We start from the raw sequence: 13,656 nt of genomic DNA, 5'->3' as shown, positions 1-13,656 counted from the left end.
GGCGCGGCGCAGGTCAGCGGTAGACGGCCCAGTCGTCCTTCGCGAGGACCGTCGGGGTGCCCTCGATCTCGACCAGCCAGCCGCGGTCGTCGCGTTCGAGATAGCGCCCCTGCACGATCTCGGGGGCCCAACCGCCGTCGCGGGACGAAATCCAGCGGACGAAGCGGACGGTCCCTCCGCGACGGAACAGGGTGCCGTTGTGGTCGCTCATGCGGGGATCTTCTTCACGGAGAGGTCGTCGGTCGACGAGGGTTCGGGGAGGAGGTGGAGGCCGAGACGGCCGTTCGATGCGTGGGAGAGTTCGCGCAGCCAGTGCGGGTTCAAGCCGATCGGGGCGACGTCGTCGTACTCGTAGCGGAGGGGGATGCAGGGGTGGAGCCACAGCTCGGACCGGCGACCGGCGCCGTCCTCGATCGTGAGCAGGAAGCCCTCGCCGCGGCGGAACCGGGACGTGATCACGGTCTGCAGGTGGGCCAGGGCGCGGTCCTCGAAGGAGTGCGAGCTAGCGGGCGCCCCATACAGAAGTCGACCCATCGTGTGCACCTCCTCAGCGTCGACGGCGCACGGAAGGTGTGCCGCTCACCCGACTGTAGGTATTGCTAAGTCGGTTAGCTAACAGCCCGGTCCGCCACTGCGCTTTCGGGATATCGGTGCTCCGCCCGCCGCAGAAGTGGTTCGATGGGGGCGGCGAGGTCCCGTCCGGGGCGCCGGTTGCTCGGAAGGTGCACTGCGATGGACGCTCGACCAGATCTGTTCGCTCTGCTGGCGCGGTTGCGCACCGCGGAGCGCGACTACGACGGCCGGGTGGAGCGGCGCCTGGGCGTCGGAGCGACGGACCTCGCAGCACTGCGGCTCGTGGGAGAGGGCGAACGGCGGAACGAGGTCGTGCGCGCCGTCGACCTCGCCGCGGCGCTGTCAATCACGACGGCGGCGGTCTCGCTCCTCGTCGACCGCCTGGCCCGCGCGGGCTATGTCGACCGCACCCCCGACCCCTCCGACGGCCGCGGCCGCATCCTCTGCCTGACGCAACGCGCGCGGAAGGCGATCGTCGGCACCGACGACCCCACCTACGACCAGATCCGCGCGATGGTCTCCCGCGTGCCCGAGGCGGAGGCGGCGACCGTCGCAACGCTCCTCGACGGGCTCAGCCGGATCCTCGAGGGACAGCCACCGCCCGAGCTCGAGGACTGAGCACTCACCGCAGCAGGGTGGTGCTCGGCGGCTCGCCGAATCGCTCCGCGTAGGCGGCGCTGAAGCGGCCCGCGTTGCCGAAGCCCCAGCGTTGGGCGACGGCCGCGACTGTCGTTGCGCGCGGTGGGCTCGCTGCCAGCTCCTGCCGAGCGCGGTCGAGCCGGACCAGGCGGAGGTAGGCGATCGGACGCATCCCGAGCACGCGCTGGAACGCGGACTGCACTCCGCGGACGCTGAGGCCGGCCGCTTCCGCGATCTCGGTCGGGCCGATCGGCTCGGCGCAGTAGGCGTGCACGTACTCGACCGCGATGCGGACCCTCGTGTTGCGAGGGGCGAGCAGCTCGGGCGGGAGCGCGGCCGACTCCGGGGGAGAGAGATCCAGCAGGGCGGAGGCCGTGGCGCGGGTCAGCTCGTCCCAGAGCAGAGGCTCGACTCGCTCGCTGCGCAGCGCTCGAGCGGAGGCGGCGACCGCGGCGCGCCACCTGCGGATCGCAGCCTCGGCGGGGCGGTGCTCGGGGTCGAAGACGAGGGGCCCGATCAGGCCCCGCTCGGTGCCGACGCGGTCGACGACTCCGCGATCGAGGTGCACCAGGCGCTGATCGAAGTCGGCGTAGTCGAACGCGAACGGGCGACCGACCGGGAAGAGCACGGGCAGGTGCTCCGCCATCACGATGGAGGCGCGGCCCACATCGAGCCGCCCGGCGCCGCCGACGATCCACTGCACGACGACATCGTCGGAGTCGCCGATACCGCCGGCGAGGCGACCGGACATCCGCGAGGTGCGCAGGGTCATCCCGCCGTCGCCGATGGCGGCGTAGCGGTAGCTGAAATCGGAGTCGGTGGTGGCGGCGCGCCACTCGTCTCCGTTGTAGAGCCGGGCGAGACTGTGGCGGGCCTCGTCCGGATCCTGGCCGCCGGCTTCGAGCCGCACGGGACGGGGGTGATCCTCCACAGGTCTCGGTGCCTCAGCGCGTCAGGCGCTCGATGAGTTCGCGATAGCGCGCGGCCGTGCGCTCGACGATCTCGGACGGAAGGGTCGGCGCAAGGCCCTGGCCGTTCCACTGGTCGGCGAGCCAGTCGCGCACGATCTGCTTATCGAACGAGCGCCCGCGGATTCCGGCGTCATAGTCGTCGGCGTCCCAGTAGCGGGAGGAGTCGCTGGTGAGTACCTCGTCGCCGAGGGTGACCACTCCGCTCTCGCGGTCGATCCCGAACTCGAACTTGGTGTCGGCCAGCAGCACACCGCGGGCCAGGGCGATGGCGGAGGCCTCGCGGAACACCGCGAGCGAGAGGGTGCGCAGCGCCTCCGCCGCCTCCTCCCCGACGATCTCGACCGTGCGCTCGAAGGTGATGTTCTCGTCGTGCTCGCCCTGCGGGGCCTTCCAGGCGGGGGTGTAGATGGGCTCGGGGAGCGGATCGCCGTCCTGCAGGCCCTCGGGGAGCGGGATGCCGCAGACGGAGCCGCTCGCCTGGTACTCCTTCCAACCGCTTCCCGAGAGGTAGCCGCGGACGACGCACTCGATCGGGACCATGTCGAGGGTCTTCACCAGCATCGACCGGCCGCGCACCTCCTCCGGGACCTCGCCCGGGATCAGATGGTTCGGGACGTCGGCGAGCTGCGCGAACCACCAGAGGGAGAGCGTGGTCAGCAGCTCGCCCTTGCCCGGGATGCCGGGCTCGAGGACGGCGTCGTAGGCGCTGACCCGGTCGCTGGCGACCACGAGCATCCGGTCGGCGCCGAGCACGGGGTCGGCGTTGTCGGGGGTGTAGAGGTCGCGGACCTTGCCGGAGTAGGCGTGCTGCCAGCCGGGCAGCGGCGTCGTGGTGTCGAAGGACAGGGAGTCGTCGCGGGTCACCGCACCATTCTCGCCGATCCCGCGGCGCCTGACGGCCCGCTGTGTCCTTCGGGATCGGGGCTGTCAAGCACGCGCGGCGTCCGATCGCCCGCGCCTAGCGTCGACGACATGACCTCGCAGAACGACCAGACCTCGCAGAACGACCAGTACACGTTCCAGGACCCCACCGCGATGTTCGCCGACATCGACACGGAGGCCCAGTATCAGGAGGGCTCCGGCCTCGACTCGAAGATGGACGACCCCGCCGACCGCGGCGAGTCGACCTACCGCGGCTCCGGCCGCCTCACCGGCCGCAAGGCGCTCGTCACCGGAGGCGACTCGGGCATCGGCGCGGCCGTCGCCATCGCCTACGCCCGCGAGGGTGCTGACGTCGCGATCGTCTACCTCCCCGAGGAGGAGTCGGACGCGAAGAAGGTCGTCGCGCTGATCGAGGAGGCCGGCCGCACCGCCGTCGCCATCCCCGGGGACATCACCGACCACGACTTTGCCGTCGGCGCGGTCGCGACGGCCGTCGAGGGCCTGGGCGGGCTCGACATCCTCGTGAACAACGCGGGTAAGCAGCAGCACGTCGAGGACTTCCTCGAGCTCTCGGACGAGCAGTTCGACGAGACCTTCAAGACCAACGTCTACGCGATGTTCTGGATGACGAAGGCGGCCGTGCCGCACCTGGCCCCCGGCTCCGCGATCATCAGCACCTCGTCGATCCAGGCCTACCAGCCCTCGCCGATGCTGGTCGACTACGCCAGCACGAAGGCCACGATCAACACGTTCTCGAAGGCGCTCGCGCAGCAGCTCGCGCCGAAGGGCATCCGCGTGAACGTGGTCGCCCCCGGCCCGATCTGGACGCCGTTGCAGACCGCGGGTGGCCAGCCCTCGGACAAGCTGCCCGAGGTCGGCTCGCAGACACCGCTCGGACGCTGGGGCCAGCCGGCGGAACTCGCTCCCGCCTACGTGTTTCTCGCCTCCCCCGAGTCGAGCTACGTCGTCGGCGAGACGCTGCACGTCAACGGCGGCATGCCCACGCCGTAACACTCGGCGCTCACGGCGGGCCCGGTCACGGCGCGGAGGAGTCTTTTCCGCGCGGTAACGGGGCCCGCCATTTTAGTTGTCGTAACAATCGACTGCTCCGCCGGTTCGTTTGCCAGGCTCAGTACATGACCGCTTCCCTGCCGATCCTCGACCTGTCCCGCCTCGACCAGGGGGAGGCGGCGGCCGCCGCGTTCCGCCGCGACCTCCGAGAGACCACCCACGACGTGGGCTTCTTCTCCCTCGTCGGCCACGGTGTACCCCAGGACCTCCTCGACGACGTCGTCGCCGTTTCCCGCCGCTTCTTCGAGCTGCCGGAGGAGGAGAAGCTCGCGATCGAGAACACCCTCAGCCCGCAATTCCGCGGCTACACCCGCTTCGGCGCCGAGCTGACCAACGGCGATGTGGACTACCGCGAGCAGGTCGACATCGGCATCGACCGCCCGGCTGTCGAGCGCGGAGCCGGCGTCGCCGACTACGAGCGCCTCGAGGGGCCGAATCTCTGGCCCGAGGCGCTGCCGGAGTTCCGGGAGGTTTTTGAACGCTGGCATGCCGAGCTGGCCGCGGTCGCGATTCGGCTGCTGCGTACCTGGGCGCTCGCCCTCGATGCTCCGGAGGACGTCTTCGACGAGGCGTTCGCCGAGCGTCCGTTCTCGCTGGTGAAGGTCGTGCGCTACCCCGGCACCTCCGACCAGGAGCCGAAGCAGGGCGTCGGCGCGCACCGGGACGGCGGCGTGCTGACACTGCTGCTGGTCGAGCCCGGCAAGGGCGGCCTGCAGGTCGAGCACGGCGGCTCGTGGATCGAGGCGCCCGCACTGGAGGGAGCGTTCATCGTCAACATCGGCGAGATGCTGGAGCTCGCCACGGGCGGATACCTCAAGGCAACGCTGCACCGGGTGATCTCGCCGCTGATCGGGACGGACCGGATCTCGATCCCGTTCTTCTTCAATCCCGCGCTGTCGGCGACGATGCCGTCCCTCCCGCTGCCCGAGGAGCTGAAGTCCGGCCTCTCGGTGGACCCGACGAACGCGCCGATCCTCGAGACCTACGGCGAGAACGCGCTGCGCTACCGCCTCCGCGCTCACCCGAACGTGGCCGCCATCCACCACGCCGACCTGCTCGCCCCCACCGCCTGACCCTTTCCGCGAGATGCCACTTGGGTAGGCCGCCGTCGGCGTGTCGTGTACCCAAGTGGCATCTCGCGGAGGGGAGGACTGCGTCAGCAGCGCGCGGCGGACACGGGGACTGTCGCGGTGAAGGGCGGTTGGCCGGTTGCGGATCCGGTCACCGTCACTGTGCCGATGGGCATCGAGGCCTGGCGGGTAGTGAAGGCGGCGGAGGCGGACGAGCCGGGAGCGACCGCGGTGAACGACTTCGAGCCGTAGGCCGAGCCGATCGTGATGTCTGCGGCCGCCGTGTCGGCGTTCGCGACGGCTACCGTCAGCACGATCTTCCCGGCGACGCAACGCGTCGTGACGGCGGGAGCGAGCTCGAGGGTGTCGAGCGTGACCGCGGCCGAGGTCGAGGTGCGCACGAGCTTGTCGGAGTAGCCGGTGTAGGACGCGGTGACGCTGGTCACGTCCGCGGGGACGGAGACGCTCGCCGAGCCACCCGAGAGCGGGACGGTCGAGGTCCACGAGCCACCCCTGAAGGTCACCGAGCCGACGACGTCACCCGTGTCGGCCGCCGCGACCGTCGCCCTGACCGTGCGGCCGTCGGTGGCGAGGGTCGTGGTGGAGTCGACAGCGGTGACGCCCGTCCAGTTCTTCATGGCAGTGAGAACCGTCTGCGGGACACTCACGAACGCTCCGTGCCGTGGGCTGGCGGGGAGGCCGGCGCGGCTCTGAGGCGAGACGGTCCAGTCGGCCGACTGCGAGAGGCGTGCCGCCTGCGAGCTGCCGGCAATCGCCGCTCCCGAGGTGAGGAAGGCCTTGTAGCCGCCGTCGCCGTAGTTGTCGACGAGGAAGGCATAGCCGTCGCCCGTGCCGGTGGTGTCGTTCGGGTCGCCCGCGTTCAGCTTGATGATCTCGGGTCCCTCACCGGCCTGGCCGGTCTCGAGCGAGGTCATCCGGGTGTCGGTCAGCTGCCAGGTGGTGCTCGGATCGGCGTTCCAGTTCGAGGCGGTCGTCCCGGCGGTCAGGACCTTCGACTTCTCGAGGAAGATATCCTTTCCCGCCTCGAGGGTGCCGGCGGCGCCGCTCTCCTCGTTCTTGGTGAAGCGGTAGTAGTAGTCGCCGATCTTGGTGATCGTCGAGTCGATCCGCGCGTAGCCCGTGTCCTGCCAAGGAGCAGGAGGGGCGGTGAAGGTGCGGAAGTCGCGGGTGATCACCGAGAAGACACGGGAGTAGAGCTTGTCACTGTTGGTCTTCGTCGCGTCCGAGTACAGGCGCGAGGAGAAGAACACGACGTAGGACTCCAGCGCGTCGTCCCAGTACGCCTCGGGCGCCCAGGTCATGCCGGCGGCGGGCTGGTTGACCGTGATGCCGGTGTCGATGCCGTTGGTCCGCGTCCACTGCACCAGGTCGGTCGACTCCCAGACCTCGATCTTCAGGCTGCCCTTGGACTGGGCGTCGCCCCAGCTCGTGCCGCAGGAGATGCAGAGGTCGGTAGCGACCAGGTAGTACGTGTCGCCGTTGTGCGAGCGGAGGATGAACGGGTCGCGCAGGCCCTTCGTGTCGGTCGTCGAGGTGATGACCGCCTTGCCGCCGTTGACCGGCTGGAAGGAGAAGAAGTCGTTGCCCTGCGTGGCCGCCTGGTAGATCTTCTCGTCGCCATCGGACCTGAAGTACGCCGAGGCGTAGCCCGCGTCGGGGGCGGTGCGGCCGAGTTCAGCGACCGTCAGCGTGAAGGCGCGCTTCTCGGTGACTCCGTTCAGTGTCGCCGTCGCGGTGAGGGTGACCGGCTTGTCACCCGAACCGTAGGCCGGCCGGGTGACGATGCCGCCGCCGCGGTACGGGTCGGCCGCGCCGACCGCCGGAGCGGCGGAGGAGGTGTTCGTCGGAGTGACGAGAGCCGGGTCGGAGGAGGTCCAGGTGATCTCGGTGCCGTTCGTGGCGCCCTTCACCGCGAGGGGGAGGTTCTCGGTGGTGCGCAGGGCGAGCGTCAGCGCGTCGAGGTCGTCGTTGATTCTCGGTGCGAGCACGACGATGTCGAACGCGATCGTCGCGCCCTGGGCCGTCGTGGCCGTCAGCGTGACGGGGGTGTTCTGCACGAGGGAGCGCGAGACGGCGCCGGTGGTCGAGACGACCGCGCTGTTCGAGGACGTCCAGGTGAGCGGCACGCCGCTGGTGGAGGCGGGCAGCGTCAGAGTCGAGGTGACCTGGGTCAGCGAGGGGTTGCCGGCCAGGAGGACGGGCTGGATGTCCGAGCGCAGCAGGGCCGACGTCGCGGACGCCTTCGCGGTGGCCGTCGGCATGGCCGCCGACACCTGCTCGGCGGTGAGGGAGGTGTCCCAGAACTTCACGTCAGTGACGTCGGCGGTCACCAGCGCGTCGCCGGTGTAGAGCGAGCGGCCGAGGTAGCCGAGCGTGGCGCCGGTCGGCACGATGCTCGCCATCGACGTGGCCGCGGTCGCCGTCGAGATCTGCGTGCCGTCGCGGTAGAGGGTGAGCGTCGTGCTTGAGGCCGTGCCGGTGCCGACGAGGGTGAGCGTCGTGAATCCGGGGTTCAGGGTGCCACCGAACGGCAGGCGGGTCTCGCCGTTGCCGCTGTCCTTGACGCGGATGCCCGCGAGGACCTGCCCGCTGGGCGAGCCGTCCGGGTTGCGCGGGTTCACGAAGACGTGGTTGCCGAGCTGCGTGGTGTTCCAGGGTCCGACGCCGTCGCCGATGACCCAGCCGAACTGGTTGGCGGTGGTCTGCGTCTTCACCGTGTACTCGACGGCGAACGCGTTGTCGGAGCCGGTGACGAGGCCCTGGGGCAGACTCGCGTAGCCGTTGTTCCGGAATCGCGCGACGTGGTCGCCGCCGGCATCCGCGAAGGAGGCGTCGGTGAGGCCGGTCAGCGTTGCGTTGCGCCCATTGCCCGAGAGGTCGAGCAGAGCGCTCCCCGCGTGCGACATGTCGTAGTGCGCGGTGGGAGCCGGGACATCGACGGCCTGGGCCGAGACGGGAATGAGCGCGCCGGTGAGGGCGACGCTCGTGCAGGCGAGAGCAGAGAGGAGGAGGGATCGCGCGCGGCGTCGAGGCGCGGCGGCAGGGGGCTCCGGGGAGCGTCGTCTCATCGTCGAGACCTTTCCTTCAGGGGAGGGATGCGTCGGGCCAGGGGGACCGGCAGCTCTGTTCACGCTAACATGCGGGCCGGTTCAGGGCTACGACGGAAACCTCCCAGTGAGAGGAGGCGAACCATGCGCCCGAAGCGCGTTCCAGGGCAAGACCTGCACCGCAGGGCCCCCAGGGCTTAGCGTGACACCACCGCATCCTGGCCCCCGGTGACGGAACCACGCCTATCCGCCTGCCCACGCGAGGACCTGATCATGAAGACCCTTCTCCACACCGGTGGCTCCCTGTCCCTCGACGACGCGACCGCCGACGCCGTCGTCCGCTACTCGCTCGCCCTTGCGCAGCAGTGGCGGATGAGCGCGGTCAGTGTCGCGGACGACGCCACCCCCTCCTCCGTCATCACCCTCACCGTCGGCTTCGGCGTGCCCCTCGTCGTGACGGGCGGCGGAGGTGAAGCCGCGGAGTCGAGCGAGGACATCCTCGGCCGCCTCGGCGAGCTCACCGGCGCCGTGGGCGCGGTGCCCACCTCGGACATCGACCCCCGCGCGACCTGGGAGTTCGAGAACGAGTACTGAGCCCCGGTGCTGAGCCCGGTGAGCGCACGGAGCCCGGTAAGCGCACAGCCCCGGCGCGCGCTCTCCCCGGCCCCGTCACTCCGACAGCGGAGCGTCAGCGCCGAGAGTCGTTGATGATCTCCTGCGCGAGCGTCGTGATCGGAGTCGACGTGGCGCGGGAGCGGACTCGCAGCACCTCGAAGGCCTGCTCGACCGTGGTGCGATGCGCGTACGCGAGGATCCCCTTGGCCTGCTCGATCAACACCCTGCTGTCGAGAGCCCGCTGGAGCTGCTCCTGCGTGACCGTGCTCTGCTGGAGCGCGCGCTGGTGCAGGATCCCGATCGTCGCGACGTCGGCGAAGGCCTGCACGACGGCGATATCGTCCCGATCGAGGCGGCCCGGCCTGGACTGGAAAAGGCTGAGCGAACCGATCGTCGTGCCGCCCGAGCGCATCGGGACGCAGTGCGCCGCAAGCACGTCGAGCTCGATCGCCCGCTCGCGGAACTCGGCCCACTCGGCGCCGACGGCGCGGACGTCCTCGACGATCACCGGTTGCCCGGTCTCGAAGCACTGGATGCACGGGCCTGACCCCCTGTCGAGCTGGAGCAGCTCGATCAGCCGCGCGTCCTCGTCGGTGGAGGCGAGCACCTCAAGGGAGCCGGCGGGGTCGGCGAGGACGAGTCCCGCGGAGACCGCGTCGAACAGTGTCGCGCTGCTCTCGACCAGGGTCTGGGTGAAGTCGACGACGTCGTAGTCGTCGACCAGCGTGTCGGAGAGAGCGACGAACGTCTTGATGACGCTGTGCTCGCGGGAGTTCGTCACCATGTGTCGTCCTGGGCGGTGGAGGGGCGGCCGGGGAACCCATCTTGCCGGGACACGATGTCCATCGCGACATCGAGGACGGGACGCCGCTGGGCGAAAGCGTGCGCGCGCAGCAGCAGCAGTGCCTCGTCGGCCGTGCTGCCGTAGCGCGCAATGATCATGCCGGTCGCCTGGTGCACCACTCGGCGCGAGCGCGGATTCATGGTCTCTTCGGCCTCGTTGTCGCGCAAGACGGAGGCGAGCACCAGGAGAGCCGTCGCCGTGGTCGAGGCGTTGATCTCGCCCATCAGGGAGTCACTGAGTGACGCGGGATGGCGGGAGTAGAGGTCGATGGCGCCGATGGAGAGTCCGGCGATCGAGAGCGGGAAGGCGAAGATCGCGCGTGCTGCGGTGGAGCCGATCGCCTCGGTGAACAGTGGCCAGCGCTCCTCCTCGCGGGTGTCCGGCACCGACACCGGGCCGGCCGCGCGGATCGCCTCCCAGCAGGGGCCTTCGCCGAGGTCGATCTGGATCTCGTCGAGCCGACTCGCAGTGCCATCGCTCGCCGCGACGGTCTCGCCGCCGAACGTCCCGCCGAGGGTCGAGATGGCGACGCCGTCGATCGGGTACCCCCGAAGATACGGGTCGCAGAGTGCGTCGGGGTTGCTCACCGCCCCCATTCTAGCCGCCGGTTCCGCTCGGGGCGGCGCTCCACGAGGCCCGCCCGGACGAGGATGCGGTGCCGGGCGAGAGCTGGTCGCGCGGCGTCGCCGGGGCGCACCAGGCGGCGGCCGGGGAAGCGACTCGAGAGGAGCGGACGGTCCGCGGCGCGCGCGGGCCGGAGCCGGAGTGCGGCGGCCTGCGCGACTACGGCGCGGCTGAGGCCGGGGTCGATCGCCCCGGGGCGGTTGAGGGCAGCGATCAGGTCGTCGAGGACGGCGAGGGCGGGATCTGTCATCACGGCTCCTGGCCGGAGGTGCGCGGCCGTACTCGTGCGCCGAGGCGCGGGCGGTGCCGATCAGGAATCGTCGAGCGGAAGGAGCACTCGATATCGGCGACGTTCCCTTGGACGGTACGGGTCGCAGATCGACAGGACGACGTGGTTGACGTCTGGGGCGTTCTCCGCTAATCCGTCTCGGTGTTCGCGTCGTCGACGTCGTTCGTGATGATCGACAGCGGGGTGTACGGCGTGATCAGGATCAGCGCCGTATTCGCGCGGCCCTCGCCAGCGTTGACGATGACCCACTGCGGCGTCGCGGCGGCGAGCGCAGCGTCGACCTCCGCGCGGAACTCGGCGAGGCTGCGGTTGGTGACCGTGTAGGCGGTCCCGTCGTAGATCACGTCGATGCGCTTCATGGCTGCTCCCCCTTGACGGGGGGACGTACGGGCTCGGTGGGCTCCGAGATGACGTAGAGCCCGCCGGCCGAATTGGCGAGGTCGGTGAGCGCGGCGATCCAGGCGGGATTGATCCGGGGCATGCGCCCGCCGAAGTACTTGTAGCGGAGCGCGTGCGAGGGGTGCAGCCAGATCGCGCTGCGACCGTCGCCCATACTGTGGTCGTCGCGCCAGCTGAGCAGGAACGACTCGTTGCGACGCAGCTTCGCGGTGATGACGATCTGGAGGTGAGCGAGCACTCGATCCTCGAAATCGATCTCGACCGTTCCGTCGTAGTGCAGCTTCCCCATCGGCGTCTCCAGCCCCTGATCACCGGCCGGCAGGCACCCGCCGTCGCTCCACTGTTCCGCAACGGGGTCGATCCGACAACTCGGGGACCGACGTCCCCTGCTCGATCCGTCCGCCTCCTCCGCGACCGGCGCGTCCGTGTCAACCTCCTCCCTCCGCCCGGCGAGCGCTGCCGAGCATGGACGGCATGAAGCACATCCTCTTCGCAGACAAGACGATCCTGGTGGGCGACGAGGCGGCCGATGCGCTCGTCGAGTACGCCGTCGCCCTCGCCGTGAAGGGTGCAGCCGACTCCGTGGAGTACAGCGGCATCGGAGCGGACGGGGCGAGCGTGGAAGCCACCTTCCTCGTGAACGCCGCAGCCGCCCTGGTCGTTGAGACGACACCCTCCGACCTGCCCGAGCCGGACAATGCGCGCGAGGTGGCGCGACTGCGCCAGCGCATTGACGCCCTCACGGGGGAGCACCCGGTGCAGCCCGGAGACCGCGAGTTCACCGCTGAGTACGACGACCTGCACGAGCACTGAGCGCTGCCCCGAGGGGAGACGCAGCTGGTGCTACCACTGCGGAGTTGCGCCGTGAACCCCCTGACCGGCCGCGGGTGGGCAGACGTACGGTAGGCCCCGCGGTCCGCCGCCGACACCATCAGCGCGGGCCGCTACGGGTACGGCCGCAGGTTGGCCGGGGGAGGACGGGCACGATGGCCGCAGACCATCCCTTCTGGATTCGCCTCGCGCGCAAGGAGCCGCAGTGCGCGACCGTGCGCGGCAGGGTTTTCGAGATCGGCGCCCCCGATGAGCGCGACGGCGCCTTCCTGCTCACGGTTTGGGAGAAGGGCCGGCCCGTCGGCCACGTCCTGAACGTCGATCCGCCCGCCTACAAGCCGTGCGCCCCCCACCACCCCGCCGAGCCGCACCCCGTGAACGGAGTCGAGGCACTCCTCGACCTGCTCGTCCCCCAGCGCACCCCTCTCCTTCCTCCCTCCTCGCCGTCGCGTTGAAGTGCCCGAGAAGGCTCGTTCTCGGGGGAGAGAACGAGCCTTCTCGGGCGATTCAGTGGCGCGGGCAGGAGGATGGAGGAGTGCGCGTGCGAAGGTTGGCGACTCCGGCCCTGCTCGCGCACGCCGTGCTCATCCAGGCCGTGGCGTTCCTGCTCCGGCCCGCCGCCGTCTACCAGGCGATCCAGCTCGGCGTCCCGGCCTGGGCGCTCGGGGCGCTCGGCGCCTCCTTCGCCCTGGTTCCGCTGCTGATCGCACTGCCGACGGGAGGGCTGGTCGACCGAGTCGGGGCGCGCGCGGTGATGGCCGTCGGCTCGCTCGTCGCGGTGGGCGCTGCGGCTGTTCTGCTGCTCGCCGGCGGGAGCGTCGCGGGGCTGCTCGTCGGCATCGCGCTGCTCGGGGCGGGGCATGTGGGCTGCGTCGTGGGGCAGCAGACGGTCGTCGCCGGCGGCAGCGGAGGCACGCGGCTCGACAGCCGCTTCGGCTACTACACGTTCGCCGCGTCGCTCGGGCAGGCGATCGGGCCCGCCTTCATCCCGGTGTTCGCGGGCGGATCGGTGCGGCCGGACCCGGCGCCCCTGTTCCTCGTCGGCGGGGTCCTCGCGGTGCTGCTGCTCGCCGTCACCGCGGGGATCCGCGGCCCGGCCCCGCACGGCCGCACGCCGGAGGAGGCGTCGCCCGGATCGACGCTCGGGCTCCTGCGGGTGCCGGGTCTGGCGCGGGCGCTGCTGACCAGTGCCACGGTCGTCGCCGCCGTCGACCTGACCGTCGTGTACCTCCCGGCCCTCGGCGCCGAGCGCGGGCTGCCGGCCGGTGTCGTCGGCGCGCTGCTCACCGTGCGGGCGCTCGCCTCGATGGCCTCGCGCCTGCTCCTCGGCGCCGCCACTGCGCGGCTCGGACGCACCCGCGTCATGGTCGGCGGCATCGTGATCTCGGCGCTCTGTCTGGTGCTGGTCGCGCTACCCGCGCCGCCCGTGCTCCTCTTCGTCGCGGTCGCCGCGCTCGGCCTGGGCCTCGGGATCGGTCAGCCCATCACCATGTCGTGGCTGATCGAGCGCACCCCCGCCGACCGCCACGGCCGCGCCCTCGCGCTGCGCCTCGCCGGCAACCGCCTCGGACTGATCGCCCTGCCCAGCCTCCTCGGCGCCCTCGCCGCCGCGGCCGGAGCGGGCGGCGTGCTCATCGGCACCGGCGCGGCAGTCGGCGCGACCCTCCTCCTGCTGCGCGGGGTGCGGCTCGACTGAGGCACCCGGGAACGCAGCCGTGAGCGAGCCACTCGTCGCCCGTCAGGCACCCTCCCGGTCCGCTCCGATCCGGAGCATCCGCAG

General features: G+C 70.8%; 17 protein-coding genes. 7 read left to right on the top strand and 10 right to left on the bottom strand.

The genetic code is table 11. From position 1 onward, the window contains the following. Positions 1–13: 13 nt before the first annotated feature. Both A6122_RS13785 and A6122_RS13780 read right to left on the bottom strand, forming a co-directional pair. Entirely contained in the window at positions 14–211 is a 198-nt protein-coding gene (locus A6122_RS13785) for a hypothetical protein (RefSeq protein WP_068256013.1), read from the bottom strand. Beyond that, positions 208–534: a DUF7882 family protein gene (locus A6122_RS13780; protein ID WP_068256010.1), complete on the bottom strand. Its 327-nt coding sequence runs from the start codon at positions 532–534 to the stop codon at positions 208–210. Before A6122_RS13780 ends, A6122_RS13785 begins: the two co-directional genes overlap by 4 nt. Before the next feature lie 198 nt (positions 535–732). Here A6122_RS13780 and A6122_RS13775 point away from each other — a divergent pair, with 198 nt between their 5' ends. After that, the gene (locus A6122_RS13775; protein ID WP_068256009.1) at positions 733–1,191 is read left to right on the top strand and encodes a MarR family winged helix-turn-helix transcriptional regulator; all 459 of its coding nucleotides are present in this window, start codon (positions 733–735) and stop codon (positions 1,189–1,191) included. A gap of 4 nt (positions 1,192–1,195) precedes the next feature. Here A6122_RS13775 and A6122_RS13770 read toward each other — a convergent pair whose 3' ends face one another. Further along, positions 1,196–2,122 carry an AraC family transcriptional regulator gene (locus tag A6122_RS13770; RefSeq protein ID WP_068256008.1) on the bottom strand — a complete coding sequence of 309 codons (927 nt, stop codon included), beginning with the start codon at positions 2,120–2,122 and terminating at the stop codon, positions 1,196–1,198. Positions 2,123–2,156: 34 nt separating this feature from the next. Further along, positions 2,157–3,047 carry a phosphoribosylaminoimidazolesuccinocarboxamide synthase gene (locus A6122_RS13765; RefSeq protein WP_237358196.1) on the bottom strand — a complete coding sequence of 297 codons (891 nt, stop codon included), beginning with the start codon at positions 3,045–3,047 and terminating at the stop codon, positions 2,157–2,159. A 108-nt stretch (positions 3,048–3,155) separates the two neighbouring features. Here A6122_RS13765 and A6122_RS13760 point away from each other — a divergent pair, with 108 nt between their 5' ends. Together A6122_RS13760 and A6122_RS13755 are read left to right on the top strand one after the other, a co-directional pair. Beyond that, a complete protein-coding gene (locus A6122_RS13760) occupies positions 3,156–4,076 on the top strand; it encodes a glucose 1-dehydrogenase (RefSeq protein ID WP_068256005.1) in 921 nt (306 codons plus the stop codon). A gap of 125 nt (positions 4,077–4,201) precedes the next feature. Then, positions 4,202–5,209 carry an isopenicillin N synthase family dioxygenase gene (locus tag A6122_RS13755; protein ID WP_068256003.1) on the top strand — a complete coding sequence of 336 codons (1,008 nt, stop codon included), beginning with the start codon at positions 4,202–4,204 and terminating at the stop codon, positions 5,207–5,209. 83 nt (positions 5,210–5,292) lie between these two features. Here the strand turns inward: A6122_RS13755 and A6122_RS13750 are convergent, their stop codons facing one another. Next, positions 5,293–8,295 carry an immunoglobulin-like domain-containing protein gene (locus A6122_RS13750; RefSeq protein ID WP_068256000.1) on the bottom strand — a complete coding sequence of 1,001 codons (3,003 nt, stop codon included), beginning with the start codon at positions 8,293–8,295 and terminating at the stop codon, positions 5,293–5,295. Positions 8,296–8,547: 252 nt separating this feature from the next. On the opposite strand from A6122_RS13750, the gene A6122_RS13745 reads away from it, so the two are divergent. After that, entirely contained in the window at positions 8,548–8,868 is a 321-nt protein-coding gene (locus A6122_RS13745; protein WP_068255998.1) for a hypothetical protein, read from the top strand. A gap of 94 nt (positions 8,869–8,962) precedes the next feature. On the opposite strand, the gene A6122_RS13740 is transcribed toward A6122_RS13745, so the two are convergent. The 5 genes from A6122_RS13740 to A6122_RS13720 all read right to left on the bottom strand — a co-directional run bounded on the left by A6122_RS13740 (position 8,963) and on the right by A6122_RS13720 (position 11,334). Further along, entirely contained in the window at positions 8,963–9,673 is a 711-nt protein-coding gene (locus tag A6122_RS13740) for a GAF and ANTAR domain-containing protein (RefSeq protein WP_068255996.1), read from the bottom strand. Continuing rightward, the gene (locus A6122_RS13735; RefSeq protein ID WP_167542396.1) at positions 9,667–10,320 is read right to left on the bottom strand and encodes a GAF and ANTAR domain-containing protein; all 654 of its coding nucleotides are present in this window, start codon (positions 10,318–10,320) and stop codon (positions 9,667–9,669) included. The genes A6122_RS13740 and A6122_RS13735 overlap by 7 nt, the downstream gene beginning before the upstream one ends. Next, positions 10,317–10,607: a hypothetical protein gene (locus A6122_RS13730; protein WP_068255991.1), complete on the bottom strand. Its 291-nt coding sequence runs from the start codon at positions 10,605–10,607 to the stop codon at positions 10,317–10,319. Before A6122_RS13730 ends, A6122_RS13735 begins: the two co-directional genes overlap by 4 nt. Before the next feature lie 167 nt (positions 10,608–10,774). Then, positions 10,775–11,005 carry a hypothetical protein gene (locus A6122_RS13725; RefSeq protein WP_068255989.1) on the bottom strand — a complete coding sequence of 77 codons (231 nt, stop codon included), beginning with the start codon at positions 11,003–11,005 and terminating at the stop codon, positions 10,775–10,777. After that, a complete protein-coding gene (locus A6122_RS13720) occupies positions 11,002–11,334 on the bottom strand; it encodes a DUF7882 family protein (protein ID WP_068255986.1) in 333 nt (110 codons plus the stop codon). Before A6122_RS13720 ends, A6122_RS13725 begins: the two co-directional genes overlap by 4 nt. Before the next feature lie 185 nt (positions 11,335–11,519). Between A6122_RS13720 and A6122_RS13715 the strand changes: the two genes are divergently transcribed. From A6122_RS13715 to A6122_RS13705, 3 genes are all read left to right on the top strand, one after another. Continuing rightward, the gene (locus tag A6122_RS13715; protein ID WP_068257703.1) at positions 11,520–11,858 is read left to right on the top strand and encodes a hypothetical protein; all 339 of its coding nucleotides are present in this window, start codon (positions 11,520–11,522) and stop codon (positions 11,856–11,858) included. A gap of 173 nt (positions 11,859–12,031) precedes the next feature. Continuing rightward, positions 12,032–12,331, top strand: coding sequence for a hypothetical protein (locus A6122_RS13710; protein WP_068255983.1), 300 nt, complete (start codon positions 12,032–12,034; stop codon positions 12,329–12,331). A gap of 80 nt (positions 12,332–12,411) precedes the next feature. Beyond that, positions 12,412–13,572 (top strand): MFS transporter, encoded by a 1,161-nt coding sequence (locus tag A6122_RS13705; protein WP_084416078.1) that lies wholly within the window; start codon positions 12,412–12,414, stop codon positions 13,570–13,572. The last annotated feature ends 84 nt before the right edge of the window (positions 13,573–13,656 follow it).

The sequence above is a fragment of the Rathayibacter tritici genome, assembly GCF_001641005.1.
Taxonomy (GTDB): domain Bacteria; phylum Actinomycetota; class Actinomycetes; order Actinomycetales; family Microbacteriaceae; genus Rathayibacter; species Rathayibacter tritici.
This window is presented reverse-complemented; position numbering and strand designations above follow the sequence as displayed.

Coding starts and splice junctions, on each gene's coding strand:
- A6122_RS13785 (WP_068256013.1), bottom strand. CDS start 211: ATGAGCGACCACAACGGCACCCTGTTCCGTCGCGGAGGGACCGTCCGC.
- A6122_RS13780 (WP_068256010.1), bottom strand. CDS start 534: ATGGGTCGACTTCTGTATGGGGCGCCCGCTAGCTCGCACTCCTTCGAG.
- A6122_RS13775 (WP_068256009.1), top strand. CDS start 733: ATGGACGCTCGACCAGATCTGTTCGCTCTGCTGGCGCGGTTGCGCACC.
- A6122_RS13760 (WP_068256005.1), top strand. CDS start 3,156: ATGACCTCGCAGAACGACCAGACCTCGCAGAACGACCAGTACACGTTC.
- A6122_RS13755 (WP_068256003.1), top strand. CDS start 4,202: ATGACCGCTTCCCTGCCGATCCTCGACCTGTCCCGCCTCGACCAGGGG.
- A6122_RS13750 (WP_068256000.1), bottom strand. CDS start 8,295: ATGAGACGACGCTCCCCGGAGCCCCCTGCCGCCGCGCCTCGACGCCGC.
- A6122_RS13745 (WP_068255998.1), top strand. CDS start 8,548: ATGAAGACCCTTCTCCACACCGGTGGCTCCCTGTCCCTCGACGACGCG.
- A6122_RS13740 (WP_068255996.1), bottom strand. CDS start 9,673: ATGGTGACGAACTCCCGCGAGCACAGCGTCATCAAGACGTTCGTCGCT.
- A6122_RS13730 (WP_068255991.1), bottom strand. CDS start 10,607: ATGACAGATCCCGCCCTCGCCGTCCTCGACGACCTGATCGCTGCCCTC.
- A6122_RS13725 (WP_068255989.1), bottom strand. CDS start 11,005: ATGAAGCGCATCGACGTGATCTACGACGGGACCGCCTACACGGTCACC.
- A6122_RS13720 (WP_068255986.1), bottom strand. CDS start 11,334: ATGGGGAAGCTGCACTACGACGGAACGGTCGAGATCGATTTCGAGGAT.
- A6122_RS13715 (WP_068257703.1), top strand. CDS start 11,520: ATGAAGCACATCCTCTTCGCAGACAAGACGATCCTGGTGGGCGACGAG.
- A6122_RS13710 (WP_068255983.1), top strand. CDS start 12,032: ATGGCCGCAGACCATCCCTTCTGGATTCGCCTCGCGCGCAAGGAGCCG.